Here is a 24,241-nt window from a genome sequence, read left to right on the forward strand (position 1 = left end):
GCTGATGGCGCCTGGGCGGCAGAGATGGGGGTTCCCTACTCCGCCGTCCACCCACCATCGACCAACATGGCCGAACCCGTCATCAGCGAAGAGGCGTCGGAGGCCAGGAAGACCACCGCGCCCATCAGATCCTCCACCTGCCCGATGCGCCCGAGCTTGATCTTGCCCAGCACGCTCTCCTTGAAGGCCGGGTCCTCGAAGAAGGGCCTGGTCAGCGGGGTTTCGATGAAGGTGGGGCCGATGCTGTTCACGCGGATGCCATGCGGCGCCAGGTCGATGGCCATGGCCTTGGTCAGCCCCTCGATGGCGTGCTTGCTGGCGCAATAGACGGTGCGTCGCGCACCGCCCACATGGCCCATCTGCGAGGAGACATGGATGATCGAGCCGGGCCTGCCCGCCGCGATCAGCCGCTTCGCCACGGCCTGTGCGGCGAAGAAGGCGCCACGCAGGTTGAGGTCCATCACCGCGTCGAAATCCTCCACCGTCACATCGGTGAACTGCGCGGGGCGGTTGCTGCCGGCATTGTTGACGAGGATGTCGTAGGGCTCCCGCGCCTCCAATGCCGTGGCGGTGGCATGGGGGTCGATCACGTCCAGGCACAGGGTGTCGGCGCTGCCGCCCTCGGCCCGGATGGCCCCGGCGGCGTCCTCGATCTCCGGCGCGGTGCGGGCGGCGAGGGTGACATGCGCCCCCGCCTCGGCCAGGGCCGCGGCCATGGCGAGGCCGATGCCCCGCCCGGCACCCGTGACCAGCGCCCTGCGCCCGTCCAGACGGAAGGAGGGTGTGCGCGGCAGCTTCATGGCTCGGCGTCCTTCAGGTGGCGCGCCAGCGCCATCAGCCGGCGGTCGCGCCAGGCACGGCGAGCCGCGAGTTCAGATTCCGGCAGCACCTCGCGCCGCTGCGCCTCGATCTGCCCGATCAGCTTCTCATCCCAGACGCGGTGCTCCTCCGTGGAGGCGGCGATGCTGTGATAGAGCGGGCCGAGGCGCCGGGCGTAATCGGCCACGCCGCCGGGGGCGTTGAGGTCGATGGTCTCGAAGGGCCCCATGAAGGCCCAGCGCAGGCCGAGGCCCTTGGACACCGTGCGGTCCACATCCTCGGCCGTCGCCAGCCCGGCTTCCACCAGCCGCCAGGCCTCCATCAGCAACACGCCCTGCAGGCGGTTGAGGATGAACCCCTCGATCTCCCGCGTCATCTCGACGGGGGCCTGGCCGACGCGCTCCATCAGGGCACGGACGGATTTCACCGTCTCCGGCGCCGTCCAGGGGGCGGGCACCAGTTCCACCACCGGCGCGAGCGACGGCGGGTTGACCGGATGCGCCACCAGGCAGCGCGCCCGGCAGGCCACATGGTCGGTATAGGCGGAGGCCGGGATGCCGGAAGAAGAGGAACCCACCAGCGTGTCGGGGCCGATGACGGCATCGATCGCGCTGAAGACCTCGCGCTTCACATCCGTGCGCTCGAAGGTGCTTTCCTGCGCGTAGACGGCGCCATCCAGCGCCTCGCGCAGGTCCTTCGCGACGGTGACTCGTGCGAGGATGGCCGAAGGGTCCTCCTCGACCAGCCCATAGGCGGAGAGATCGTTCAGCTGCTGCCGGACCACCTCGCGCCCCTTCTCCGCCCCGCCGGGGGAGGCGTCGTAGAGCGAGACCTCGCAGCCTGCGCGCGCGAAGACCACGGCCCAGCCGCTGCCGACCAGACCCGTGCCGATGATGGCGATCTTCTCCGCCATGGCGTCTTCCTCCCTTATTCCGCCGCGGCGCCGTACGGCACGTTCTTGCCGCCGTAGCGCCGCACGCGCAGGTTGGCCTGTTCGCCGTGGCCCGTGAAGCCTTCCAGCGCGCAGAGGCGGGAGCAATATTCGCCGATGCTGGCCGAGGCCTCATCTGTCAGCACGCGCTGATAGGTGCAGGTCTTCAGGAACTTGCCGACCCAGAGGCCACCCGTATAGCGCGCCGCCTTCTTGGTCGGCAGGGTGTGGTTGGTGCCGATGACCTTGTCGCCGTATGCGACGTTGGTGCGCGGGCCGAGGAAGAGCGCGCCGTAATTCGTCATGCGGTCCAGGAACCAGTCGGGGTCCTTCGTCATGACCTGCACATGCTCGGACGCGATCTGATCGGCGATCTTCAGCATCTCCTCGTCGTCTTCCGCGACGATGACGGCGCCATGGCTCTCCCAGGCCTTCCGCGCGATCTCGGCGGTCGGCAGGATCTTCAGCAGGCGCTCCACCTCCGCCATCGTCTCGCGCGCCAGCTTCTCGGAGGTCGTCAGCAGGATCGCCGGCGAGTCCGGGCCATGCTCGGCCTGGCCCAGCAGGTCGGTCGCGCACATCTCGCCATCGACGCTCTCGTCGGCGATCACCAGCGTCTCGGTGGGACCCGCGAAGAGGTCGATGCCGACGCGGCCATAGAGCTGCCGCTTGGCCTCGGCCACGAAGGCATTGCCGGGGCCGACTAGCATGTCCACGCTCTCGATGCTCTGCGTGCCCAGCGCCATGGCGCCGATCGCCTGGATGCCACCGAGGCAGTAGATCTCATCCGCGCCGGCCATGTGCTGCGCGGCGACGATGGCGGGCGCGGGCTTGCCCTGGTAGGGCGGCGCGCAGGTGATGATGCGCGGCACGCCCGCCACCTTGGCGGTGATGACGGACATATGGGCCGAGGCCAGCAGCGGATACTTGCCGCCGGGCACGTAGCAGCCCACCGAGTTCACGGGGATGTTCTTATGGCCGAGCACCACGCCCGGCAGCGTCTCCACCTCGATATCCTTCAGCGCGTCGCGCTGGGCCTGGGCGAAGTTGCGGACCTGGGTCTGCGCGAATTCGATGTCCTGGAGGTCGCGGTCCTTCAACTGCGCCATGCAGTCGCGGATCTCGGACTCGCTCAGGCGGTAATTGTCCCGGTCCCATTTGTCGAAGCGGACGGAGAGTTCGCGCACCGCCGCGTCACCGCGCGCCTCGATGTCGAGGAGAATGTTCTCCACCGTCTCCCGCACCTGGCGGTCGGCGGATTTCGCCGCTTCCACATCCGTGCCGCGCTTGAGCCACTGCGCCATCACCCGGTCCTCCCTGGCTGTTGCATACGTATGCAACAAAGGTTAGCGCAGGCCCGGATGGGCCGCAACGGGGTTCAGGGCTTCCAGACCAGCCTTCCCTCCTGCGTGACCACGCCCTGCGGCGGCAGGCGGGCGGAGCCCCGCAGCACCAGTTCCCCCGGCATGACCGCGCCCACGGCCGGCGCCGCCGGATCGGCCAGGTGGTGGCTGAGGATGGAGAGCACACGGGCCGCCATGGGCTGGATCGGCTGGGCATAGGTCGTGAGGTCCACCACCGGCCAGGATGCCGGCCCCGCGTCGTCGAAGCCGATGATGGAGACCTCCCGCCCCGGCTCCAGTCCGAATTCCCGCCGTGCCACGCCAAGCGCGGCGAAAGCCATGTGGTCATTGGCGCAGAACAGCGCATCCGGCCGCTCAGGCGCCGAGAGCAGTTCCCGTGCCGCTCGCGCCGCCTCCGCGAAGTCGTAATGCCCGACGGCCCGCAGCGGCGGCGGCAGGCCCAGCGCCGCCAGGGCCTCCCGGAACCCGGCCTCACGTTCCCGGCTGGTGGAGGCGTTCTCCAGCCCGGCGATGAAGGCGGGGCGCCGGTGACCGCCCGCCGCCAGGAAGCGCGCGATCAGCGCCGCGCCGCCATGGTTGTCGCCGGTGACGCTGGAGGTGGCGCCATCCTCGGTCCGCCGGTTCAGCAACACCACTGGGATACCGGCCTGCCGGCATTCCAGCGCGAAGCGGGAGGAGAGGCTGGCCGAGGCCATGACCAGCGCGTCCAGCCGGTAGCGCAGCACCTCCTCCAGGATGGGGTCGGAGCTTTCCCCCGGCCGGGCGGTGAAAAGCAGCACCCGGTAGCCCGCCCCTTCCAGCGCCGTGGAGAGGGCCTCCAGCATGGCGGGATAGAACGGGTTCTCCAGATAGGCGGCCGCGACCCCGATGATGCTGGACCGCCGGGTGATCAGGGAGCGCGCGATCAGATTGGGGCGATAGCCCAGCCGGGCGGCAGCTTCGGCCACCTTGCGCGCGGTGTCCGGTGCGATGCTGGCACCTGGGGTGAAGGCGCGGGAGACGGCGGATTGCGAGACCCCGGCCAGCCGCGCCACGTCATGCGCCGTGGCGGCGCGGATGGGGCCGGGCGCACGGGTCTTGGCCATGCGGTGTTCAGCCCCGCCGGCCAGGGCGCGCGGCGAAGCGGCAGGGCGGCAGGGCGGACGGCGGAAGCAAGGGCGGTGTCATGGCGGGTCCAGCGGAGCAGTAGCGCGAATGGGGCCGGCTCTCACGGGCAAACTGCGCTCTGGCCAGCACCGAGGGCAACCCGGCGAGGGAGCCGCGAGCCAAAGCTTTGCCATAATTACCCTTGTGGCGCTGCCGTTTTCCATTTTTTGTTCACGATAAGTTCTGATACTGACCTGGAGACGCGCCTCAGTATGGCAAAAACGTGACCGTCGCTGCCCAAATTGAGGCTGGAATGTGGCGATAGTTCGCCCTAATTGGGAAGCACAGGAGGCACCGATGGACAGCAAGCTGATCGATATCCGCGGCACCAAGAAGATCCACGAGGATGCTGTGGCTGCCGCCCGTCGGGAACGCGAAAGCGCCGCTTATGCCGAACTGGCCGAGATGAACGTCAACTGGAACAGCTGGGGCGAGAAGCCTGGATTCCTGATGGGGTCCTACCGCCCGCACTGAACGCACGCGCCTCTCCCCCAGGCGCGGCTGCCTTCCCCCAAGGCAGCCCCCCGAAACCGCAGCGGCCTGCCTCGCCATTGATGCGAGGCAGGCCGTTTTCATATGGCGGCGCTGTCAGGCCAACAGGGCCGGGACAGCGGAACGGGAAGCCCGTGGGCTTCCCGTCATCTCATTCAGGACGCTTCGCGGCGGATGTTCCAGAGCACGGGGAAGCCGAAGTCGATCACTCCCTTCAGTTCCTTCCGCCACACCGCCGGGCTGGAGAACTGGCCCGTCAGCATGAAGTTCACATTGGCCAGGGCGCGGCGGTTGATCTCCGCCATGATCTCCCGGCGCTTCTCCAGATCGGCCTCCGCCTCGAAACGCTGTAGCAGCGGCGTCAGGGCCTCATCGCAATACAGCCAGGGCGCGGTGCCCGTGCAGTTGTAGCCGATGCCCAGGTTGCTCAGCGGGTCTGAAAGGTCGAAGCCCGTGTAAACGACGGGCACGGCGCTCCAGCCGCCCTTCTCCACCGGCTCACGGCTCAGCCAGCGCTGCGCGGCCGTGGCCCAGTCCAGGGTCTGCTGGTCCACGTTCAGCCCCATCCGCTTCATGCGATCCGCCACCACCATGGCCATGGGGTTGATCAGCGCTGAATCCGCCGGGTGCAGGAGGACCACCCGCTCGTTGTTGTAGCCGGATTCCTTCAGCATGGCGCGGGCGCGTTCCAGGCTCGGCTCCCGCAGGGCCTCACTGCCGGCCTCGGTGGCGTAGCGCGTGCCGCACATGGTCATGGACTGGCAGATGGGCTGGAACATGCCCTCCGGCAGGCCGTGCACGGCCACCGTCTCGCTCTGGTCCAGCCCCGTCTGCAGGGCCTGGCGCACCTTCAGGTTGTTGAAGGGCGGCTGTGCATGGTTCAGCGCCAGGCCCCCCATGATCTGGGCGATGCCGCCGGGCTTGGCCAGGGTGAGGTTACGGTCGCGTTGCAGCACCGGCAGGAAGTCCAGCGGCGCGTATTCGAGGTAATCCACCTCGCCATTCCGCAGCGCGGCGGCGCGGGTGGCGGGGTCGCCGATATTGATGAATTCGGCGCGCTCGACATGCACGACCTTGCCGCCGGCCAGGCCATCCGCCGGCTCCTCGCGCGGGCGGTAGCGCGGGTTACGGCGGAAGACGGTCTTCTCGCCCGGCACCCATTCCTCCTTGATGAAGAGGAAGGGGCCGGAGCCCACAATCTCCTTCACCGCCTCGGTCGGCGGCGTCGTTCCCGCGATGCGCGCGGGCATCATGAAGGGCACATGCACGCTCGGCTTGCCCAGCGCGTCGATTACGCCGCCGAAGGGCCGCGACAGTTCCAGCACGAACTGATTCTCGCTGGTGGCGCGCAGATCCTTACTGGCCGCCATCAGCCGGCGGCCGGTGGAATCGCGCCCGCCCCAGCGCTTGATGGAGGCGACGCAATCCTCCGCCGTCACGGGCTTGCCGTCATGCCATTCCAGGCCGGGGCGCAGCGTGAAGGTATAGGTCAGACCGTCATCGCTGATCTTCCAACCTTCCAGCATCTGCGGGCGGAAATTGCCTTTGCTGTCCATCGACACCAACGTGTCGAAGACCATGTAGGCGAAGTTGCGGGTGATGAAGGAGGTGCCAACGACGGGGTCCAGCACCTGCAGGCCGACATTCACCACCAGCCGCACGGGCCTCTCGGCCTGCTGTGCCTGCACGGGCAGGGCGATGCCGGCGGCAAGCAGCGCAGAAGCGAGGACCGTCCGGCGCAGCCAGTTCTTCAGTTGCATCGTGCTCTCTTCCTCTCCGTTCCTGCTCAGCCCGCCTCATGCGCGGCGGACCATGCCGCCGCCACTTCCTCGCCCGTGGCGAACCAGACACCGGGGAAGGTCTTGATCCACTGGATCATCTCCCGCAGCAGCGCGACGCGGCTGGGCCGGCCGCTGATCTGCGGATGCATCACGAGATTATAGAGGCCGCCCCAGCGATAGATTTCGCGGAACTCGTCCTGGAAGATTTCCCGCAGGTGGCTGTTGGGAAAAATCGGACGCGGGCGGGCAATGGAGAAGAGCGCGTGCGGCGCGTCGTCCAGGCTCCAGTGCCAGGGCAGCTCGATCGGCCCACGCCCGCCATCCGGCAGCTCCAGCCGGTAGGGATTCACATCGGCCATCAGCGAGCTGTCGTAGAGGAAGCCGTGCTTCTGCAGCAGGCCGATCAGGTTGTCGCTGGTCTCGCCGGCCGGGGAGCGGTAGCCCTTCGGGATCACGCCCAGCACGCGCTTCAGGGCATCGAGCCCGCGTTCCATCTCCTCCACTTCCTTCTCGGGGAAGTCGGGATCGATCCACTCATGGGAATAGGAATGATGGGCGATCTCGTGCCCACCCTTCAGAATCATCTCGCCACGGCTCGCATGATTCTCCGCCGTCCAGCCAGGGACGAAGAAGGTGGCCTTTACCTCCTCCTCGGCCAGCGTCTCCAGGATCTTCGGCACGGCGACGCGGGCGCCATAGGTGCCCTGGCTCAGGATACCGGGGCGGCGCGCATTGGCGGGATCGCGCGAGAGCCAGAGCGTCTCCGCGTCGAAGTCGAAGGTCAGCATCACCGCGATGCGCGCCCCGTTCGGCCAGTTCACCTTCATGTCGATCATGCTTCTCGCTCCTCAGTTCTCGCCGTCGCGCGGCGGATGCCGCCCATCCATCCAGCCGCCATCGGCCACGATGACCTGCCCCGTCACGAAGGAGGCATCGGAGGATGCCAGGAAGGCAATGACGCCCGCGATCTCCTCCGGCCGCGCGCTCCGGCGCAGCGGCGCGGCCTCCACCATGGCACGGCGGTAATAGGAGTTGAGGAGGAATCCCTCGGTCATCGCCGTTTCGATCACGCCGGGCGCCACGGCATTCACGCGCAGCCCGCGCGGACCCAGCTCGGCCGCCAGCTGCCGGGTGAACTGCGCCACGCCGCCCTTGGCCGCGGCATAGGCGCTGATCCCCGGATAGCCCGCGACGCCGAAGATCGAGGAGAGGTTCACCACGCATCCGCCTGGCTGGGTCAGATGTGGCAGCACATCCCGCGTCACCCGCAGCACGGCGGTCAGATTGGTGTCGATGAAGCGCGCGATCAGCGCGTCGTCGCTCTCTGCCAGCGCGCGGGAGCCGCCGATGCCCGCGTTGTTCACGAGGATATCGATGCGGCCGAAGGCTTCCAGCGCCGCCACGGCCAGCCGGGCGCCGACATCGGGCGCCGTGATGTCCAGCACGCAGGCAACGGCGCCGGGCGGCAGGGGCGCTTCAGCCAGCGCGGGGTCACGGTCGGCCAGCAGCACGCGCGCACCTTCCGCCGCCAGTCGTGCAGCCGTGGCGGCGCCGATGCCGCCCGCGGCCCCCGTGACAATGGCCACTTGGCCGGCGAAGCGTTGCGGGTCAGGCAAGACGACCTCCATCGACAGGCAAAGAGACGCCGGTGACAAAGCCCGCCCCCTTCCCCAGCAGGAACAGGACGCTTTCCGCCACTTCCTCGGCATGGCCAAAGCGGCCCAGCGGATGGCGGGCGCGGAATTCATCCATGCGGCGGGCCCGCGCCTCCGCATCTCCGGCAGCGGCGAAAGTGGCCTCCAGCATCGGTGTCTCGATCGAGCCCGGGCAGACGCAGTTGACGCGGATGCCTTCCGGCGCATGGGCCAGGGCGAGGCTGCGGGTCAGCATGACCACCGCACCCTTGCTGGCGGAATAGGCGGGGAGCGCCAGGGAGCCCACCAGCCCAGCGGTGGAGGCCAGCGTCACCACCGCGCCGCCGCCCGCCTGGCGGATCTGCGGGATGAAGGCGCGGACGGCCAGCCAGGTGCCCTTCACGTTCACGGAGAAGACGCGGTCCCAGTCGGCTTCCTGCGCCTCCACCGCCGGCACGGTGGGGCCGAGCATCCCTGCTGCCGTCACCAGCAGGCTGGCGGGGCCGAAGCGGCGCAGCCCTTCCTCGGCCGCCCGCGCCACATCCCCGGCGACGGAGACGTCGCCCGCCACGGCAAGCGCCTGCGGGCATTGCGCCGCCAGGGCGTCAAGCCCTGCGGCATCACGGTCGAAGAGGACGAGCTTCGCTCCCTCTCGCGCCAGGGCCTCCGCGACAGCGCGGCCCAGGCCGGAGGCGGCGCCGGTCACCGCCGCCACCTGCCCTTCGAAACGTCCACCCATGCTGGGCCCCCAGAAGCCGAGAGGAAGAGAGAGCCGGCATGCCGGCCGGAAGTGCTGGACAAAGCCCATATCGCAGAGCAATACGAACACATCGCCATGAAGCCTAGGAAGCCGCGCTGATGCTGTCAAAGGGAAAGGACGACACCGCCGCGAGGGAGGCAGGGGACCGGCTTTTCCTGCAATCGGTGGAGCGCGCGTTGCGGGTCCTGGAAGCCTTTGGCCGGCAGGCCCGGCCCATGTCGCTGGCCGAGCTGGCCGCGGCCGCGGGGCTGGACAAGAGCGCGACCCAGCGGGTCGCGCATACCTTGCAGGCACTCGGTTATCTGGAACGCAGCGCCAGCGGGCCAGGGCTCGTGCCAGGCAAGCGGCTGCTGGACCGTTCCTTCGACTACCTGCGGATGAACCCGCTGGTGGAGCGGGCGACGCCGGTGCTGCAGGAACTCCGCCGTACCGTGCAGGAGCGCGTGGATCTCAGCCTCTTCGACGACACCGATGTCGTCTATGCCGTGCGGCTGCAGAGCAAGCGGGAGACTTTCTTCGCCACGCTGGTCGGGCGACGGCTGCCGACCTTCTGCTCCTCCGGCGGCCGCGCCATCCTGGCGGCCCTGCCGGAGGCGGAGGCCGAGGACATCCTCGCGCGCTCAGACCGCCGGCCGATGACCCCCAAGACCATCACCGATCTTCCGGGCATCCGGCGCAAGATCGCCGAGGCGCGGCGGGACGGCTTCGCCCTGGCGGTCGAGGAGGCACTGCTGGGAGAGATCGCGCTGGGCACGGCGGTGCGTGACCGGGACGGGCGCCCGGTGGCCGCCATCCATGTGGCGGGCTCGCTGTCTGAATGGGATGCCGAGACCTTCCGCCGCCGCGTCGGCCCCGTGGCCATCGAGGCGGCACGGGCCCTGAGCCAGGGCCCGGCCATCCGCTGAGAGCGTCCCGGCGCGCGCCCTGGCGCGCCGGGTGTCGTCGCTCAGAGCGCCAGGGAGCGCCCGGCGGAGCCGAGATCGGCGAAGGCTTCGTCCAGCCGCTTCACCACGCCCTTCTCGCCGGCCCGCAGCCACTTGCGGGGGTCGTAAAGCTTCTTGGTCGGCTTGCCGTTGGAGGGGTCGATCTGGTGCGTGAAGGCCACGGGATTGGCCTGCACATAGGCGCCCACCGGCTCGGCGAAGGCGAATTGCGTGTCGGTGTCGATGTTCATCTTGAACACGCCATAGGACACGGCCTCGGTGATCTTGTCCTTCTCCGAGCCCGAGCCGCCATGGAAGACCAGGCTCATCGGCTTGGCGCCGCCGCCGAACCTGGCGGAGACGGCCTCCTGCGAGGCCTTCAGGATCTCCGGCCGCAGCTTGACGTTGCCCGGCGCGTAGACGCCGTGGACATTGCCGAAGGAGGCCGCGACGGTGACATGGCCAAGGGGGGAGAGAATCTCCCAGGCCTTCAGCACATCCTCGGGCTGCGTGTAGAGATGCGCGTTGTCGGCGGACTCTTCGAGATCGTGGCCGATGCCGTCTTCCTCGCCGCCGGTGACGCCCAGCTCGATCTCGAGGCTCATGCCCAGCGGCGCCATGCGCTTCAGGACCTTGGCGCATTCCTCGATATTCACGTCGAGCGGCTCGGCCGAGAGGTCGATCATGTGGGAGGAGAAGAGCGGCTTGCCCGTCCGCTTCATGAACTCCTCGCCGTGGTCGATCATGGCATTGACCCAGGGCAGCAGGCTGCGGTCGGCATGGTCGGTGTGCAGCACCACGCAGATGCCATAGGCCTTGGCCACGGTGTGCACATGCTGCGCGGCGGAAACCGCGCCCAGCACGCGGGCGGCATTGGCGTCCGGGCAGCCTTCGCCGGCGAAGAAGCGGGCGCCGCCGTTCGAGAGCTGGATGATGACGTCGGACTTGTTCTTCGCCGCCGCTTCCAGCACCGCGTTGATGCTGTTGGTGCCGACGACGTTCACGGCGGGCAGCGCATAGCCACCCTCACGGCAGGCATCCAGCAGCGCCAGGTAATCCGCTCCGGTCACCACGCCCGGCTGCAGCTTCCTGCCTGCCTGCGGAGCCTGGCTCTCCTGTACCATGTCGTTCATCTGTGGTCCTCGTGGTGGCTGTATGCGCGTGGCCGCTCCGGCCCCGGCGCGTCATTCCCGGCCTGCATGACGAAGCAGGAGCCACGACCATAATTCCAATTCGCGCCGCCGGGTAGATGCCCCCCTCCGGCCACCGGCCAACCCACGAGGAAATCATCGCCTTTCCCGGGATGCCGGGTCTCAGCGGTCTCCGCCGTCCCACCAGCGCACCACTTCCGCCATGCCGTCCCGCAGAGCGATGCGCGGCGTCCAGAGCGTGGCGGGGGGCAGGCTCGCGGGGTCGGCGCTCCAGTCGCGATGCAGCAGCTCCCGCGCCTTGCCATGGCCGAAGATGCCGCGCCTCCCGCTCAGCTTCGCCCAGAGGTCCGCCGACCACCCGGCGGCCAGGAAGACCGCGTCGGGCAGGCGCAGCAGGCGCGGCGGGCGCCGGCCCATGGCGGCGGCGGTGACGCTCAGCACCTCGGTGAAGCCGTAGCCGTCGTGGCGTGCATCGGAAACTTCGTAGCAGCCGCCTGATATCTCGGCGCCGCAGAGAGCAGCGATGGCATCGGCCAGGTCGGCGGCATGGATCATGGCGATCCGTGGCTCGGGCGGCCCCGGCACGGCGGCGAAGGGTGCCGTCACGAGCCGGCGCAACGCCCTTCCCTCCTCGTCTCCGGGGCCGTAGACCACGCCGGGGCGCAGGATGGTCCAGGCCTCCCCGCCAGCGGCGGCACGCGCCGCCGCCTCGCCCGCCCGCTTGCTGGCGGCATAGTGGGAGAGCTGCGGCGCCCGCGCGGCCAGCGAGGAGATCAGCAACCGCCGTGCCTCCGGCGCCTCCCGCGCCACCACCTCGGCCAGCAGGGCGGTGCCGTCGCGGTTGACGCGCATGAAGCCGGCGAGGTCCGATGCCTTGGTCAGCCCGGCCAGATGCACCACCGCATCGGCACCGCGCACCAGCTGGGTCAGGGCGGCGGCGTCCTGCATGTCGCCCAGCACCAGCTCCATCGGCGCATCGGCCAGCAACGGATGCACAGGGTCGCGCCGTACCAGCATGCGCAGCCGCCAGCCGGCGCGGGCGAGCGCGGCCAGCGCATAGCGGCCGACGAAGCCGGTGCCGCCCGTCACTGCGACCAGCGGCGCCCCGCGCATGGGCGTCAGGCGACCTGCTGGCTGGCGCTCGGGACCGGACCGAATTCGCCGGCGAGATATTTGCGGCGCGACCAGGCCCGGCTCAGCTTGCCAGAGGAGGTCTGCACCAGCGCGCCCGGCGGCACCAGCACCACCCGGCCCTCCAGCCCGTGGCGGGCGCGCAGCACGCCGCCGACCTCGGCGATCAGCCGCTCCCGTGCCGTGGCATCGGGGGCGCCGCGCGCCTCGACCAGCAGCACCACCGTCTCCTCGCCTTCCTCATCCACCGAGAAGGCAGCGACATCGCCAGTGCGCAGGTTGGGCAGCGCGTGCTCCACGGACCATTCCAGGTCCTGCGGCCAGATGTTGCGGCCCTTCACCAGGATCACGTCCTTGGCGCGACCGGTGATGACCACCTGTCCGTCCAGCATGTAGCCGAGGTCGCCGGTATCCAGCCAACCGTCTTCCGAAAGCACCTCGGCCGTCCGCTCAGGCTGGCCGTCATAGCCCTGCATGATGCTGGGGCCACGCACGCGGATGCTGCCCACCTGCCGGTCCGGCAGGATCCGGCCAGCGGAATCGCGCACCTCCAGCTCATGCTCCGGCAGCACCTTTCCGCAGAGGACGAAGGGCCGGCGCCGCTCGGTCTGCGCGGTCGCGGGCACGGCCCGGCCCTCGGTCTCCAGCCGCGTCAGGTCGATCTCGTCGGTTTCGAAGCCCTGCTCCAGCTCGGCAAAGGATATGGCCAGCGTCGCCTCTGCCATGCCGTAGCTCGGCACCAGCGCCTCCCGCCGGAAGCCATGCGGGGCGAAGCCCTCGGCGAAGGCTTCCAGCACATGCGGGCGGATCATGTCGCCGCCCAGCCCGGCGACGCGCCAGGAGGAAAGGTCCAGCCCCTCCGGCGCGCTGGCGCGGCGGCGGACGCAGAGCTCGTAGCCGAAGCTCGGGCTGAAGGAGAGCGTACCTTTGTATTCCGAGAGGATCGACAGCCACATCATCGGCCGCCGGGCAAAGTCGGAGGTCGGCATCGCGTCGATCGAGAGCTGCCCGGCGATCGGCGTGAGCAGGAACCCGACCAGACCCATGTCGTGGTAGAAGGGCAGCCAGGAGGCGGTGCGGTCGCCCAGCCGCATCTTCAGCCCGTGCTGCATGATGCCGGAGGTATTGGCCATCACCGCCCGCTGCCGCACGGCCACGCCCGTCGGGTGCCGCGTGCTGCCGGAGGAGAATTGCAGATAGGCGATGTCATCCGGTCCGCTGGCCACGGGTGCCGCGGCGGCGGGCTGCACGCCGCGCATCTGCTCCACCGTGCCGAAGAACTTCAGGCCCATCCGCCCGGCCACCGGGGCCAGCCAGGGCATGATCTCGCCGGGGACAAAGAGGGCGGCCGCGTGGGCTTCCTGCAACAGCCGCTCGACCTGCGCCACATAGGCCTCCCGCCCGCCGAAGGGCGGCGGCAGCGGCAGCGGCGCGGGCACCAGCCCGGCATACTGGCTGGCGAAGAAGGCGCAGACGAAATCCGGCGAGGTATCGGCCAGCATGGCCACCCGCTCTCCCCGCCGCAGCCCGGCGCCCAGGAGCCGGCCGGCCAGGTCCAGCGCCTGCTCCCGCAGGTCGCGATAGGTCAGGCTGGCGACATGCCCGCCGCGGATCGAATGGAAGGCGATGCCGGTCGCGCCGCCGGCCGCGTAATCCAGCGCCTCGGGCAGGGTCGCGAAATCGCCCCTGCGCAGCGGAAGGCCGCTCAAAGTCGGTATCGGAAGCGGCATGAAGGCTCTCTCCGCCCAGATGCTCGGGCATGGCCAGATACAAGATCGCCTGCCCAGTCTCCGGCAGGCGTGGAGGCACTCCCTCAGCCCGGAAATGCGTCTGGCCTGCCTATAAGCTCAAGCCGATCCCGTCAATCTTATGAGGGGCCGCCATGGTCCTGTGGCATGGCGCGGCGGACTGGCCGGTGCTAGATTCAGTCCTTACTCGGAGTTCGGGCCGGGTCCCGGCACCGCCGTGTGGCCGCGCCGCCAGCCGGCTCTTCGAGGCGGATGAGGACCAGAACACTGCGCGCTGTCATTCTCTGCGCCGGCCAGGGCCGGCGTCTGATGCCCCTGACCGAGTTCAACCCGAAATGTCTTCTGCCAGTCGCCGGCATGCCCGTGCTGGAATGGCAGCTGCGCGCCCTGGCGGCCAATGGCATCACCGATGTCACGGTCGTCACCGGCTTCGGGGCCGACCGGGTGGAGGCCATGCTGGCCGGGCTCGGCGATTCCGCCGCCGGCGTGCGGCCGCGCTTCAACCCCTTCTACGCGGTGGCCGACAATACCGGCAGCTGCTTCCTGGCGCGGGACGTGCTGGAGCAGGGCAGCCGCGAGACTGGCGGCTGCCTGCTGCTGAATGGCGACACGCTGTTCGAGCCTGCCATCCTGCGCCGGCTGCTGGATGCGCCCGCCGCCCCCATCACCGTCACCATCGACCGCAAGGCGCAGTATGATGACGACGACATGAAGGTCTCGCTGGCGGGCACGCGGCTGCTGGCCATCGGCAAGACCCTGCCGCCGGAACGGACCCAGGGCGAGTCCATCGGCATGCTGCTTTTCCGCGGCGAGGGCGGCGCCCGCTTCGCCGCCGGCGTGGAAGCCGTGCTGCGCCGGCCCGACGGGCTGAAGCGCTGGTATCTCTCCGTCATCGATGCCCTGGCCGCGGAGATGGAGGTGCGGGTCGCCTCGATCGAGGGCCTCTCCTGGGGCGAGATCGACTTCCCGGCCGATGTGATGCGGGCGGAAATGCTGGGCCAGCGCTGGCGCGAGGCCGCGGCCACGGTGGCCGCGGCGGAGTAAGGGCGCGGCGCCCTCAGCCCCGCCGGGCCAGCACGGCCTCCGCCAGTTCCAGGTCGGCCGGCTTGTCCACATCGACGGCGGCCTCGGCGAAGGGCAGTTCCACCGCCGCCAGCCGGGTGCCGGTGCGGGCGCCCAGCGCCGCCAGCACGGCGGGCAGGCTGAGCAGGCCCAGCGCGAAGCGCAGCAGCACCCAGGGGCCCAGCAGCCTCACCATGGAGAGCGGCTTCTTCCGCTGCTGCTCCACCTGCCGCCAGAAATCCACCACGGCCCCGGCGCGCGCCGTGCCCATCCAGAAGAGATTGCAGCCGCTGAAGCGCCCGTCGCGGAAGCGCAGCCAGGTGCGGCGCGTCTCCGGCCAGGCGGCCAGCACCGTCTCCGCCCGCGCCAGACCGGCGGCGACATCCACGCCCGGCGGCAGGTCGGCCAGGAAGCGCCCCACCATGGCCGGGGTCAGCAGCGCGTGGTCGGCCGTCGTCACCAGCAGCGGAGCGCCGAATTCCGCCAGGGCGGCGGCCACGCTGCGGCTGGGCGAGCCTTCCGCCGGGCGCGGCAGCGCATTCCCCAGCGGGAAGCCGGCCAGGCTCCGCTCCGGCGCCTCGATCATCACGACGATCCGGGCGATGCCGGGGCTGGCCCGCAGCGCCGCCAGCACCCGCGCCAGCATGGGCACCCCGCCCACCGGCAGCAGCGCCTTGTGAGAGACGCCGGCCGCCAGCGCCATGGGATCCCGCGCGCCCTGCCGGCTGCCCGCCAGCACCAGGGCCGTCACGCCGGTCATGCCGCGATGTCCCTGCCGAAGACGCGATAGGTCTTGTAGGCCTTGCCGCCCACCGCCTCGGCCAGGCGGCGCATCGGCAGGTTGTCCTCCAGCACCCAGGACATCTCGATGGTGCGGATGCCCATGGCCCGGGCCTCCCGCCGCAGCGCGTCCACGATGAAGAGCGGCAGCACCCGGCCCAGCATGCCCCGCGCGACATCCCGCCGCACGCCCATCAGCGGCACGCGGGCGGTGCCGGGCAACCTGTGCCGCAGCCGCCAGAGCAGCTTCGCCCAGCCGAGGGGCAACAGCCGGCCGCCGAGGTCGCGGATCGCCTCGTTCAGGTTGGGCAGGCAGACGGCGAAGGCCACCGCCTGCCCCTCCATCTCCGCGAACCAGACCAGCCTCTCGTGCAGCAGCGGCTTCAGGCTGGAGGCCATGGCATCCACCTCCTCCCGGGTGATGGGCACGAAGCCCCAGTTGCCGGCCCAGGCCTCGTTGAAGATGTCCACCAGCCGCTCGACCTCCCGCCGCAGCTCCGCCCGCCGCAGCGGCCGCAGAACCACCCCCGGCGGCAGGCCGCGCGCCACCAGCTGGGCGGCGGCGGGGGTGGGCGGCAGGGCCGTCTCCACCCGGTAGGCGAGCAGGTCCTTCTCCCGCTCATAACCGAGGGCCTGGAGGTGCCGGGCGGCATGGGGCGGGTCATGCGGCATCATCAGCATGGGCGGGGTGTCGAAACCCTCCACCAGCAGCCCGCTTTCCTCATTGATCGAAAGGCTGAAGGGGCCGGTGATGCGCCGCACGCCACGCGCCGCGCACCAGCCCTCCGCCACCTCCAGCAGCGCGGCATGGACGGTGGCGTCATCCCCCGCGGCCAGCAGGCCGAAATGCCCGGCCGGGCTGCCATCGGCCATGGGGGGGGAGAGCCGGTCCTGCTGCGCGCTGATGCGCCCCACCACCTCGTCATCCCGCAGCGCCAGCCAGAAGGCGGCCTCGGCATGGCGGAAATAGGGGTTCCGGCGGGGAGAGAGGGTCATGCGACGCTCCATCCGCAACGGCGGCACCCAGTTCGGGTCGCCGCGCATCAGCCGCTCCGGCAAGCGGATGAACCGCTCCATGGCGGCGCGGCCGGAGACCGGGACGATCTCCACCCCATGGCGCTGGTGCATCATTGTTCCTCGAAGCGGATCAGCAGCATGCCGCCCAGGGCGGCGAAGACGATGGGTGCGGTCCAGACGGAGAGGGCCACCGGCGCCACTCCGGCCTCGCCCAGCGCGGTCAGCAGCCCACCCAGCAGCAGATAGCCGAGCCCCAGGCTGAGGCCCAGCAGCGGCCGGAGCCCCCCGCCGCCCCGCCGGGGCATCTCAAAGGCCACGGGCGCGGCCAGCAGCAGCATCAGGAAGGGGGCCAGCAGCCGCGCGAAGCTGTTCTGCAGCCGCGTGGCATAGAAGGCCGGGCCACGGTCCACCGCCTGTTCCCGCCGCAGCGCGCGCAGCAGCCACCAGGGGTCCTGGGATTCCGTCGGCCTGGCGAGCTCGATGATCTCGGCGGGCGGCGGGCCCTCCGGCCAGGGGCGCGTGGCCTGCCGCACCAGCCTGGTGCCGCCGGGCTCGGCCACCCGCACGCCCTGGAGGGTCCAGCCGGCGCCGTCATGCACGGCACTGTCGGCCTCGATCCGCGCCCGGGCCACGCCATCCTCGGCCCGCGGCACCAGCAGCAGGCCCTGGAGATGCGCGCCATCCAGCGAAACCCGGTCGATGCCGACGATCTGCGAACCCGCGCGCAGCCAGACGCGGGGCGGGGCGGAGGCCGGCGCCAGGGCGCGGCTCTCGGTGCTTTCCCACCATTCGGCCAGCATCCGCTCCGTGCGTGGGGCGACGAAGCCCAGCAGTACCCCCTGCGCCAGCGCCGCCGCCAGGCAGACCGGAAGCAGCGTCACCAGCACCCGGCGCACCGGAATGCCGGACGCTCGCAGCGCCGTCATCTCCAGCGTCATGGCCAGGCGGCGAAAGGTGAGCATGCCCGCCACCAGCGTCGCCAGAGGCACCATCTGCCCGAGCACGGTGGGCAGCCGCAGCGCCGCGTAGCGTGCGAGATCCTCGATGCCGCCGCGGTGCAGCACCTCGCTGGCGCGGTCCAGCAGGTCCAACAGTTGCAGCAGCGCCGCCAGCCCCAGCAGCGCCGCCAGGAAGCGGCCGATGAAAATCCGGGAAAGATACCGGCGGCGGATCACGGGCGGGACTGCCCGGGCGACGAGGCGACGGGCCGCTCCGTGGCGGAAGCGCGTGGGCGGCGGCGCGGCAGCCAGGCGCCGAGTGCGGAGGTCATGCTCTCCAGCCGCTGCAGCACGGCATCGAAGGGCCCTTCATAGGGGTTCCGGTTCGCATGGCGGAAGGCCATGAGGGAGAAGAGGGCGAAGAGGCCGAAGATCCCCCAGAGCGCCGGGGCGGGGTTGATCAACCCGATATCGCCCAGCGATTCCGCGAGCTGCACCGCGTGGTGGTAGATCACCAGGATCACGGCCGAGAGCGCCACGCCCTGCCAACGCCGGGTGCGCTTGGCGCCAAGGCCCATCGGGATGGCCAGCAGCGGCAGCAGCGCCATGGAGAAGGAGCGGACCAACCGGCCGTTCAGTTCCCCTTCCAGCCGACGGCGCGGGACATCCGGCTCCCCCGGGCCCGGCGGCCCGTCCCTGCGGGTGGCCGCCCAGAGCTCGCCCAGCGTCATCTCCCGCTCGTCATTGCCGCGGAAGCGGAAGGGGTCGATGGTCATGCTGAAGGGGCGTGTGATGGCAGAATCGCCGAATTGCAGCGTCGTCACTTCCCCCTGCGGAGAGATGGAGATCTGCCTGCCGGCCTCGAGTTGCAGCAGCAGCGTGCCTTCCGCTGGCTGCCGGGTCAGCCAGCCGGTGCGGGCCGTGGTGGTGACCTGCGTGCCGTCCGGCCGTTTCTGCTCGATGAAGATGCCGCCCAGCTGCCCGGTCCGGGGATCGACCACATCGGCGCTGACGGCGAGGTTCTTGCCGATGCGGATGAATTCCCCGGCGCCGACCGTGGCGTTCCAGCCCGCATGCGTCACGGCATAGAAGGCGGCGCGGTAGCTGTAGCGGCCGAGCGGCTGCAGGTAGCCGTAGATCACGATCCCCGCCAGCGCCAGCAGCACGCCGACCAGCAGGAAGGGCCGGGCCAGCCGGGCAAGGGAGAGGCCGCTGCTCTGCAGGGCATCCAGCTCGTGATTCTCGCTGAGCCGGGTGATGACGGTGAAGACGCTGATGAAGAACGCCGCCGGCAGCGCCAGGCCTATGTAATGCGGCGTCAGGAAGACCAGCAGCTGGATGACCGGGGCGATGGCGCCATTGCTGCTGGCGACGAGGTCGAACAGCCGCAGCAGCCGCTCCAGCAGCAGGGCCGGCAGCACCACCATCAGCGTCGCCAGCAGCGGCCGGCCCAGCAGGCGCAGCAGGTAGCGCGACACCAGGGGGCTGGCGAATGTTCCGGCCAGGGGCGGCCGCCCGGCAACTGTGGCGGGGGTGCCCTCCATCAGGCCGGCAGACCGGCCCAGCCTGCCCGCAGCCTCGTCACGAGGTCCCGCAGTTGCGCCGCGTCCGGCGTCACAGCCTTGCCCAGCGCCGGGGGACCGGGCCAGCCGGCATCAGGCACCCTCAGCCCGGCATGCTCACGCTCGCCCTCATAGCGGGGGATGACGTGGAAATGCACATCCGGGTCCATCATCATCAACATGAGGTAGTTAATTTTCTCATATTGCGTAAATTCCCGCAGCAGGGCCTCGATCCGCGTGACCACGCTGCCCAGTTCAGCGAAGGCAGCGGGGCTGACATCGCCGAAGGCCTGTACCGGCTCGCGGCAGATCAGCGCCAGACTGCCGAGGGTGGGTTGTTCCGGGCGCACCAGCACGGCCCAATGCGCCGTCTCGCCGACCAGGGTCGTGGGGTAACCGAATTTGCTCAGCGTCGCACTTGCCATTCTGCGTCTCGGAAGCCTGAGGGGGACGGGACACTCACCCCGCAACATAGTCCTTCCGGCCACCGGGGACGAGAGGGAGCGCAAGCGCGGGCATGTTCTGGCGGCGGGGCTGCTGGCGGCGCTGCTGACGGCGGCGGCGGCGCCGGCACTGGCGGCGGACCCGGTGGCCGGCACCTGCGGCGCCCCTGGCGCGCCCGAGGGGCCGCATATCCAGGTGGTCGTGACGGGTGCGCGGAAGGTGGCAGGCAACATGACCATCACCCTCTATGGCCCTCGCTCCGAGGCCTTCCTGGCACGTGGCGGCAGGCTGGCCCGGCAGCGCGTGCCGCTGAGGAGCACCGAGGCGCAGGCCTGCTTCGCCGTCTCCGCCCCCGGCGACTACGCCATCGCCGTCTATCACGACGAGGATGACGACCATGACTTCAAGCGCACGGCTCTGGGCCTGCCGGCCGAGGGCTATGGCTTCTCCAACAACCCCTCCACCCTGCTGGGCCTGCCGAGCTTCAACTCGGTCCGCTTCCGTGTAGGAGCGGCGGGGGCGCAAATTCCCATCAGGCTGCGCTACTGAATGCCGCGCCTGCCGGGACGGTGCCCAGCGCCAGCCCCCATCGGCCGGTGGTGCGGAACCGCCCCTCCGCCGGGTCGTAGCGGCGTATCACGGCCCCCAGCACCCAGCCGCCCGCGGCGCGGGTGATGCGGTAGAGGTTCCAGCCGCCCATGTGGCGATGCCCTTGCCCGGCCAGCGCCTGCGGCACGCCGATGGCGGGAAGCAGGCTGCCCCCGGGGCCGGGCAGCGGCACCAGCGCGGGGCGGTGGCTGTGGCCATGCAGCAGCAACTCCGCGCCCTGCCGTGCCAGGACTTCCAGCAACGCCGCGCGGTCCCGCAGGCCGCGCCGCCGGTTCTCGCCGATCGGCGGATGATGGATCAGCACCACGCGGCACAACCCCTGCCGCCCGGATTCCGCCAGCAGCGCCGAAAGGCCTTCCAGCTGCGCCGGCCCTAGCCACCCGGCCGCCGAGCCCGGAGGTGTCGGCACCGCGCTGGAAAGGCCGATCAGCGCCACCTCGCCCATCCGGCGCAGAAAGGGAAAGCCCTCCCGGTCCGGCCCGTCCCCGCGCATCCACTCGGCCCAGAGGCCCAGCCCCTGTGCCCAGGGCACGGGCACCAGCGCGTCATGGTTGCCGGGGATAGCCACCACCCGCGCGGGCCGGCCGAGCCTTTCCAGGAAGGCGCGGCCGGCGGCGAATTCATCCGGCAGGGCGAAATGGGTCAGATCCCCTGTCACGGCCACGGCATCCGGCGCGAAGCTCTCCAGATCCTCCAGCAGCAGGTCTGCCGGCAGCTCGGCGCGCCGCTGGCGCTTGCGTTGCCAGGCAAGGTAGGACAGCAAGCGCTTCCCAAGCAGTTGCCGGACACCCGGCAGGGCCTGGGGCGGCAAGTGGAGATCCGAGAGATGGGCGAGAACCAGCGTCATGCGGACGCGACCATAGCGGCTGAGGCGCCGGCGGCGAATGCCGGGGCCCCGGTCACGGCGCGGCTGCTGGGCGAGGCCTCGACACCGATCTGGAGCATGTCATCCTCGGAGCTGCTGCGCCGGGCCCTCTCCCGCGCGGGCGTGGCCGAGGCCGGGCCGCAGGACCCGGCCGGCGGGCCGCTGCTGCTGATGCGGGCGGATCATGTCTATGACGCCTCCCTGGTCGCGCAGATGGCCAAGGCCACCGGCACGCTGCTGCTGCGGCCCGAAGACCGCCGGCCTGTGGCGGCGCATCTGCCGGCCGGCACCGGTGCCGCGCGAGCCGAGGCCGTCGCCCGCGCCCTGCTGGCCGGCGCTCCGGCGCGGGACCCTGCTTTCGACGGCCTCTCTGCCGCCGCGCCGGGCGAGATGGTGGGCGCCTATGACAAGGCGCTGCGCAAGCGCGGCGCGCCTTACTTGCTGGAGCTGACGCCGGAGAGCCGGCGGGCGGTGGAGTGGCGGATGTTCGGCGGCGCCTACAAGGGCGTCACCGATCTCGTCACCAAATATGCTTGGCCGCATCCGGCCTTCCATGTGGTGCGGGCCTGCGCGGCGCTGGGCATCACCCCCAACCAGGTGACGGCGCTGAGCCTGATCCTGGTCTTCGCGGCGCTCTATTGGTTCTGGCAGGGGAATTTCTGGCCGGGCCTGGCCGCCGCCTGGGTGATGACCTTCCTCGACACCGTCGATGGCAAGCTGGCGCGGGTGACGCTGACCTCCACCAAGTTCGGCAATCTCTTCGACCACCTGATCGACCTGATCCACCCGCCCTTCTGGTGGCTGGCCTGGATCGCCGGCTGCACCGCCATCGGCATGCCGCTGCCCGACCCCTGGCTGGCTGGCGTCATCGTCTTCGGCGGGTATGTGCTACAGCGCGTGCAGGAGGGCATCTTCATCCGCGCCTTCGGCATGCACATCCATGTCTGGCGCCGCTTCGACAGCTTCTTCCGGCTGATCATCGCCCGGCGGAACCCCAACCTGCTGCTGCTGACGCCCGCCATGCTCATCGGCCGGCCCGACCTGGGCATGATGGCCGTGGTGATCTGGACGGCGCTGGGCTGCGTGGAGCAGCTGGTCGTGACGGTGCAGGCCATGCTGGCCCGCCGCCGCGGCCCCCTGCGCTCCTGGCTGGATGCCTGAGGCGATTGGCCCGCATCGCCATCCTGAGCAACCCGCGTAGCAGCAGCCACCGCGCCGGTCGTGCCGCGCTGGCCGAGGCCGCCGCGCGCCTGCCCCATGCGGCGCCGGAGAGCCGCGAGGCTCTGCGCGCCGCCCTGGCCGGCTTCGCCGCCGGGGGGGTGGACCTGCTGGCCGTGCATGGCGGCGACGGGACGCTGCGGGAAGTGCTGAGCGCGCTGCCTCAGGCCTGGACCGGCCCGATGCCCGCCCTCGCGCCCCTGGCCGCCGGCCGCACCAATCTGGCTGCCCATACCCTGGCGCCGGAGCGGCGGGCGCGGGACGGAGATGTCACGGGCCTCCGGCACCTGCTGACGGCGGCGGCGGAGGGGCGGCTGCGGCGGCAGGCCCGGCCGGTGCTGGAAGTGCAGGGCCATGCCGGCCCCGGTGCCGCGCCGCTGCGCGGGCTGCTCCTCGGCGCCGCCGGGTTCACCGAGGCCATCCGGCTGGCCGAGAGCCGGCTGCACCGGCACGGGCTGATGAACAATGCCGTGGTGGGCATGACCGCCCTGATGGTGGCGGCGCAGACCCTGACCGGGCGCGGCGATACCGGCCGCCGGCTGCGGCAGGGCACCCCCATGTGGGTGGCGCGGGATGCCGGCGCGGCCGAGGAAGGCGCCCGCTTCATGCTGCTGGCCACCACGCTCGACCGGCTGATGCTGGGCCTCTGGCCCTTCTGGGGCGGAGGGCCGGGAGCCATCCGCCTGCTGGACGTGGCGGCGCCGCCACGGCACCTCGGGGCCGGCCTCTGGCGCCTGCTGCGGGGCCGGACGCCGGACCTGCCGGGCTGGCGCAGCGGATGCGTCGGGCAGTTGCAGGTCGGGCTGCAGCAGCCCTTCGTGCTGGACGGGGAGATCTTCGAGCCGGGGCCGGAGGGCATCCGCATCACGGCTTCCGAACCCCTGACCTTCGTCGCGGCATGAGCAGGGCGCTGGAGGCCCTGACGGAGCGGGTGGCGGCGGAGATGGCGGTGCCGGCCTCCCCTTCCCCGGCCATGGCGGCCGCCATGGCGCTGGCGCGGGACATCGCGGCAAGCCACGGCGGCTCGGTGCGGGCGGTGCTCTTCTACGGTTCCTGCCGGCGCAGCGGCGAGACCTCGGGGCTGCTGGACCTCTATGTGGTGCATGACGGCCACCGGGCCTTCCATGGGGCCGGCATCCCGGCCCTGCTGAACGCGCTGCTGCCGCCCAATGTGATGCAGCACCGGGCCGAGGTCGCCGGGCTGGGCGAGGTGCGGGCCAAGGTGGCCGTGCTGTCCCGGCGGCAGTTCGAGCGCCGGCTGAGCGCCGCCTCGCTGGATACCACCATCTGGGCCCGCTTCTGCCAGCCGGCCACCCTGGTCCATGCCCGGGACGCCGAGGCCGCCGCCTGGGCCCATGTGGCGGGGGCGCGGGCCTTCATGGCGGCCGCGCTCTGGGCTGCGAGGCTGGGACCACGGCGCGGCGCCCCCGCCGCCTTCTGGCGGGCGCTCTTCGCCCATACCTATGGCGCCGAGCTCCGCGCGGAGCGGCAGGGCCGGGGCGGCAGCATCCATGATGCGGCGCCGGACTGGTTCGACGGCAACCTGCCGCTGGCCTTCGCGGCGCTGGGGCTGGATGGGGTGCCCGACGCAGAGGGGCAACTGGCGCCCGGCCCGCCGCCCTCCTGGCGCTGGCCGGCCGGCTGGGCGCTGCGGCGCTGGCTGGGCAAGCCCCTGAACATCGCGCGGCTGGTCAAGGCCGCCTTCACCTTCGAGGGCGGTGCCGACTACCTCGTCTGGAAGATCGAGCGCCATTCCGGCGAGCGGCTGGCACTCACCGACTGGCAGCGCCGCCACCCCATCGCCGCCGCGCCGCGCCTGCTCTGGCGGCTCTGGCGGCGCGGGGCGGTGCGCTGACGGCGCGGGGC

The 24,241-nt window shown here is 70.8% G+C and carries 24 protein-coding genes; 7 read left to right on the plus strand and 17 right to left on the minus strand.

The annotated features are described in order from the left end of the window. Nucleotides 1–35 precede the first annotated feature (35 nt). The 4 genes from IAI58_RS21570 to IAI58_RS21585 all read right to left on the minus strand — a co-directional run bounded on the left by IAI58_RS21570 (nucleotide 36) and on the right by IAI58_RS21585 (nucleotide 4,199). Complete coding sequence (locus IAI58_RS21570; RefSeq protein ID WP_207448394.1) at nucleotides 36–800, minus strand: SDR family NAD(P)-dependent oxidoreductase; 765 nt, start codon at nucleotides 798–800, stop codon at nucleotides 36–38. After that, nucleotides 797–1,732 (minus strand): 3-hydroxyacyl-CoA dehydrogenase, encoded by a 936-nt coding sequence (locus IAI58_RS21575; RefSeq protein WP_207448392.1) that lies wholly within the window; start codon nucleotides 1,730–1,732, stop codon nucleotides 797–799. The genes IAI58_RS21570 and IAI58_RS21575 overlap by 4 nt, the downstream gene beginning before the upstream one ends. Nucleotides 1,733–1,746: 14 nt before the next feature. After that, nucleotides 1,747–3,054: a histidinol dehydrogenase gene (gene hisD / locus IAI58_RS21580; protein WP_207448390.1), complete on the minus strand. Its 1,308-nt coding sequence runs from the start codon at nucleotides 3,052–3,054 to the stop codon at nucleotides 1,747–1,749. A gap of 74 nt (nucleotides 3,055–3,128) precedes the next feature. Beyond that, the gene (locus IAI58_RS21585; RefSeq protein WP_207448388.1) at nucleotides 3,129–4,199 is read right to left on the minus strand and encodes a LacI family DNA-binding transcriptional regulator; all 1,071 of its coding nucleotides are present in this window, start codon (nucleotides 4,197–4,199) and stop codon (nucleotides 3,129–3,131) included. A 358-nt stretch (nucleotides 4,200–4,557) separates the two neighbouring features. Here IAI58_RS21585 and IAI58_RS21590 point away from each other — a divergent pair, with 358 nt between their 5' ends. Continuing rightward, nucleotides 4,558–4,734 carry a hypothetical protein gene (locus IAI58_RS21590; protein WP_207448386.1) on the plus strand — a complete coding sequence of 59 codons (177 nt, stop codon included), beginning with the start codon at nucleotides 4,558–4,560 and terminating at the stop codon, nucleotides 4,732–4,734. 173 nt (nucleotides 4,735–4,907) lie between these two features. On the opposite strand, the gene IAI58_RS21595 is transcribed toward IAI58_RS21590, so the two are convergent. Genes IAI58_RS21595 through IAI58_RS21610 form a run of 4 tightly spaced genes read right to left on the minus strand, consistent with a single transcriptional unit; the run spans nucleotide 4,908 to nucleotide 8,906 of the window. Continuing rightward, entirely contained in the window at nucleotides 4,908–6,512 is a 1,605-nt protein-coding gene (locus IAI58_RS21595) for an ABC transporter substrate-binding protein (protein ID WP_207448385.1), read from the minus strand. 26 nt (nucleotides 6,513–6,538) lie between these two features. Continuing rightward, nucleotides 6,539–7,369, minus strand: a complete 831-nt coding sequence (locus tag IAI58_RS21600; protein ID WP_207448384.1) for a polysaccharide deacetylase family protein — start codon at nucleotides 7,367–7,369, stop codon at nucleotides 6,539–6,541. 12 nt (nucleotides 7,370–7,381) lie between these two features. Beyond that, the gene (locus IAI58_RS21605) at nucleotides 7,382–8,149 is read right to left on the minus strand and encodes an SDR family NAD(P)-dependent oxidoreductase (protein ID WP_207448383.1); all 768 of its coding nucleotides are present in this window, start codon (nucleotides 8,147–8,149) and stop codon (nucleotides 7,382–7,384) included. Continuing rightward, complete coding sequence (locus IAI58_RS21610) at nucleotides 8,142–8,906, minus strand: SDR family NAD(P)-dependent oxidoreductase (protein WP_207448382.1); 765 nt, start codon at nucleotides 8,904–8,906, stop codon at nucleotides 8,142–8,144. The genes IAI58_RS21605 and IAI58_RS21610 overlap by 8 nt, the downstream gene beginning before the upstream one ends. Nucleotides 8,907–9,025: 119 nt before the next feature. On the opposite strand from IAI58_RS21610, the gene IAI58_RS21615 reads away from it, so the two are divergent. Further along, nucleotides 9,026–9,832, plus strand: coding sequence for an IclR family transcriptional regulator (locus IAI58_RS21615; RefSeq protein ID WP_207448381.1), 807 nt, complete (start codon nucleotides 9,026–9,028; stop codon nucleotides 9,830–9,832). A gap of 41 nt (nucleotides 9,833–9,873) precedes the next feature. Here the strand turns inward: IAI58_RS21615 and fbaA are convergent, their stop codons facing one another. From fbaA to IAI58_RS21630, 3 genes are all read right to left on the minus strand, one after another. Next, complete coding sequence (gene fbaA / locus IAI58_RS21620) at nucleotides 9,874–10,974, minus strand: class II fructose-bisphosphate aldolase (protein ID WP_207448456.1); 1,101 nt, start codon at nucleotides 10,972–10,974, stop codon at nucleotides 9,874–9,876. Nucleotides 10,975–11,163: 189 nt separating this feature from the next. Further along, a complete protein-coding gene (locus tag IAI58_RS21625; RefSeq protein WP_207448379.1) occupies nucleotides 11,164–12,114 on the minus strand; it encodes an NAD-dependent epimerase/dehydratase family protein in 951 nt (316 codons plus the stop codon). Between the two features lie 5 nt (nucleotides 12,115–12,119). After that, nucleotides 12,120–13,862 (minus strand): fatty acyl-AMP ligase, encoded by a 1,743-nt coding sequence (locus IAI58_RS21630; RefSeq protein WP_207448377.1) that lies wholly within the window; start codon nucleotides 13,860–13,862, stop codon nucleotides 12,120–12,122. A gap of 270 nt (nucleotides 13,863–14,132) precedes the next feature. On the opposite strand from IAI58_RS21630, the gene IAI58_RS21635 reads away from it, so the two are divergent. Then, nucleotides 14,133–14,924 carry a phosphocholine cytidylyltransferase family protein gene (locus IAI58_RS21635; protein ID WP_207448375.1) on the plus strand — a complete coding sequence of 264 codons (792 nt, stop codon included), beginning with the start codon at nucleotides 14,133–14,135 and terminating at the stop codon, nucleotides 14,922–14,924. Nucleotides 14,925–14,937: 13 nt separating this feature from the next. Here IAI58_RS21635 and IAI58_RS21640 read toward each other — a convergent pair whose 3' ends face one another. From IAI58_RS21640 to IAI58_RS21660, 5 genes are read right to left on the minus strand one after another with little or no spacing between them, the layout of a single operon-like run. Then, a complete protein-coding gene (locus IAI58_RS21640) occupies nucleotides 14,938–15,702 on the minus strand; it encodes a nucleotidyltransferase family protein (protein ID WP_207448373.1) in 765 nt (254 codons plus the stop codon). After that, nucleotides 15,699–16,850 (minus strand): GNAT family N-acetyltransferase, encoded by a 1,152-nt coding sequence (locus tag IAI58_RS21645; RefSeq protein WP_237182501.1) that lies wholly within the window; start codon nucleotides 16,848–16,850, stop codon nucleotides 15,699–15,701. Before IAI58_RS21645 ends, IAI58_RS21640 begins: the two co-directional genes overlap by 4 nt. Further along, complete coding sequence (locus IAI58_RS21650; RefSeq protein WP_207448369.1) at nucleotides 16,850–17,914, minus strand: LptF/LptG family permease; 1,065 nt, start codon at nucleotides 17,912–17,914, stop codon at nucleotides 16,850–16,852. Before IAI58_RS21650 ends, IAI58_RS21645 begins: the two co-directional genes overlap by 1 nt. Next, complete coding sequence (locus IAI58_RS21655; RefSeq protein WP_207448367.1) at nucleotides 17,911–19,221, minus strand: LptF/LptG family permease; 1,311 nt, start codon at nucleotides 19,219–19,221, stop codon at nucleotides 17,911–17,913. Before IAI58_RS21655 ends, IAI58_RS21650 begins: the two co-directional genes overlap by 4 nt. Then, nucleotides 19,221–19,664 carry an HIT family protein gene (locus IAI58_RS21660; RefSeq protein WP_207448365.1) on the minus strand — a complete coding sequence of 148 codons (444 nt, stop codon included), beginning with the start codon at nucleotides 19,662–19,664 and terminating at the stop codon, nucleotides 19,221–19,223. The genes IAI58_RS21655 and IAI58_RS21660 overlap by 1 nt, the downstream gene beginning before the upstream one ends. Between IAI58_RS21660 and IAI58_RS23180 the strand changes: the two genes are divergently transcribed. Continuing rightward, nucleotides 19,642–20,232: a DUF2141 domain-containing protein gene (locus IAI58_RS23180; RefSeq protein ID WP_207448363.1), complete on the plus strand. Its 591-nt coding sequence runs from the start codon at nucleotides 19,642–19,644 to the stop codon at nucleotides 20,230–20,232. The genes IAI58_RS21660 and IAI58_RS23180 overlap by 23 nt on opposite strands. Here the strand turns inward: IAI58_RS23180 and IAI58_RS21670 are convergent. Then, nucleotides 20,216–21,139, minus strand: coding sequence for a metallophosphoesterase family protein (locus IAI58_RS21670; RefSeq protein ID WP_208776307.1), 924 nt, complete (start codon nucleotides 21,137–21,139; stop codon nucleotides 20,216–20,218). The two genes, IAI58_RS23180 and IAI58_RS21670, sit on opposite strands and share 17 nt — an antisense overlap. Between IAI58_RS21670 and IAI58_RS21675 the strand changes: the two genes are divergently transcribed. The 3 genes from IAI58_RS21675 to IAI58_RS21685 are packed head-to-tail and all read left to right on the plus strand — an operon-like array spanning nucleotide 21,119 to nucleotide 24,230. Further along, nucleotides 21,119–22,318, plus strand: a complete 1,200-nt coding sequence (locus IAI58_RS21675; RefSeq protein ID WP_207448359.1) for a CDP-alcohol phosphatidyltransferase family protein — start codon at nucleotides 21,119–21,121, stop codon at nucleotides 22,316–22,318. The genes IAI58_RS21670 and IAI58_RS21675 overlap by 21 nt on opposite strands. A 5-nt stretch (nucleotides 22,319–22,323) precedes the next feature. Further along, nucleotides 22,324–23,277 (plus strand): diacylglycerol kinase family protein, encoded by a 954-nt coding sequence (locus tag IAI58_RS21680; RefSeq protein WP_207448357.1) that lies wholly within the window; start codon nucleotides 22,324–22,326, stop codon nucleotides 23,275–23,277. Continuing rightward, nucleotides 23,274–24,230 (plus strand): hypothetical protein, encoded by a 957-nt coding sequence (locus IAI58_RS21685; RefSeq protein ID WP_207448355.1) that lies wholly within the window; start codon nucleotides 23,274–23,276, stop codon nucleotides 24,228–24,230. The genes IAI58_RS21680 and IAI58_RS21685 overlap by 4 nt, the downstream gene beginning before the upstream one ends. The last annotated feature ends 11 nt before the right edge of the window (nucleotides 24,231–24,241 follow it).

Origin of the sequence: Roseomonas marmotae, assembly GCF_017654485.1 — a bacterium.
Lineage (GTDB): Bacteria > Pseudomonadota > Alphaproteobacteria > Acetobacterales > Acetobacteraceae > Pseudoroseomonas > Pseudoroseomonas marmotae.

Excerpts from the sequence above, each read along its gene's own strand:
- IAI58_RS21675 (WP_207448359.1), top strand. The coding sequence starts at position 21,119 with ATGGGCGAGAACCAGCGTCATGCGGACGCGACCATAGCGGCTGAGGCG.
- IAI58_RS21575 (WP_207448392.1), bottom strand. The coding sequence starts at position 1,732 with ATGGCGGAGAAGATCGCCATCATCGGCACGGGTCTGGTCGGCAGCGGC.
- IAI58_RS21585 (WP_207448388.1), bottom strand. The coding sequence starts at position 4,199 with ATGGCCAAGACCCGTGCGCCCGGCCCCATCCGCGCCGCCACGGCGCAT.
- IAI58_RS21640 (WP_207448373.1), bottom strand. The coding sequence starts at position 15,702 with ATGACCGGCGTGACGGCCCTGGTGCTGGCGGGCAGCCGGCAGGGCGCG.
- IAI58_RS21595 (WP_207448385.1), bottom strand. The coding sequence starts at position 6,512 with ATGCAACTGAAGAACTGGCTGCGCCGGACGGTCCTCGCTTCTGCGCTG.
- IAI58_RS21615 (WP_207448381.1), top strand. The coding sequence starts at position 9,026 with ATGCTGTCAAAGGGAAAGGACGACACCGCCGCGAGGGAGGCAGGGGAC.
- IAI58_RS21645 (WP_237182501.1), bottom strand. The coding sequence starts at position 16,850 with ATGCACCAGCGCCATGGGGTGGAGATCGTCCCGGTCTCCGGCCGCGCC.
- IAI58_RS21635 (WP_207448375.1), top strand. The coding sequence starts at position 14,133 with ATGAGGACCAGAACACTGCGCGCTGTCATTCTCTGCGCCGGCCAGGGC.
- IAI58_RS21570 (WP_207448394.1), bottom strand. The coding sequence starts at position 800 with ATGAAGCTGCCGCGCACACCCTCCTTCCGTCTGGACGGGCGCAGGGCG.
- IAI58_RS21655 (WP_207448367.1), bottom strand. The coding sequence starts at position 19,221 with ATGGAGGGCACCCCCGCCACAGTTGCCGGGCGGCCGCCCCTGGCCGGA.
- IAI58_RS21685 (WP_207448355.1), top strand. The coding sequence starts at position 23,274 with ATGAGCAGGGCGCTGGAGGCCCTGACGGAGCGGGTGGCGGCGGAGATG.
- IAI58_RS21670 (WP_208776307.1), bottom strand. The coding sequence starts at position 21,139 with ATGACGCTGGTTCTCGCCCATCTCTCGGATCTCCACTTGCCGCCCCAG.
- IAI58_RS21600 (WP_207448384.1), bottom strand. The coding sequence starts at position 7,369 with ATGATCGACATGAAGGTGAACTGGCCGAACGGGGCGCGCATCGCGGTG.
- IAI58_RS21660 (WP_207448365.1), bottom strand. The coding sequence starts at position 19,664 with ATGGCAAGTGCGACGCTGAGCAAATTCGGTTACCCCACGACCCTGGTC.
- IAI58_RS21625 (WP_207448379.1), bottom strand. The coding sequence starts at position 12,114 with ATGCGCGGGGCGCCGCTGGTCGCAGTGACGGGCGGCACCGGCTTCGTC.
- fbaA (WP_207448456.1), bottom strand. The coding sequence starts at position 10,974 with ATGGTACAGGAGAGCCAGGCTCCGCAGGCAGGCAGGAAGCTGCAGCCG.
- IAI58_RS21610 (WP_207448382.1), bottom strand. The coding sequence starts at position 8,906 with ATGGGTGGACGTTTCGAAGGGCAGGTGGCGGCGGTGACCGGCGCCGCC.
- IAI58_RS21590 (WP_207448386.1), top strand. The coding sequence starts at position 4,558 with ATGGACAGCAAGCTGATCGATATCCGCGGCACCAAGAAGATCCACGAG.
- hisD (WP_207448390.1), bottom strand. The coding sequence starts at position 3,054 with ATGGCGCAGTGGCTCAAGCGCGGCACGGATGTGGAAGCGGCGAAATCC.
- IAI58_RS21630 (WP_207448377.1), bottom strand. The coding sequence starts at position 13,862 with ATGCCGCTTCCGATACCGACTTTGAGCGGCCTTCCGCTGCGCAGGGGC.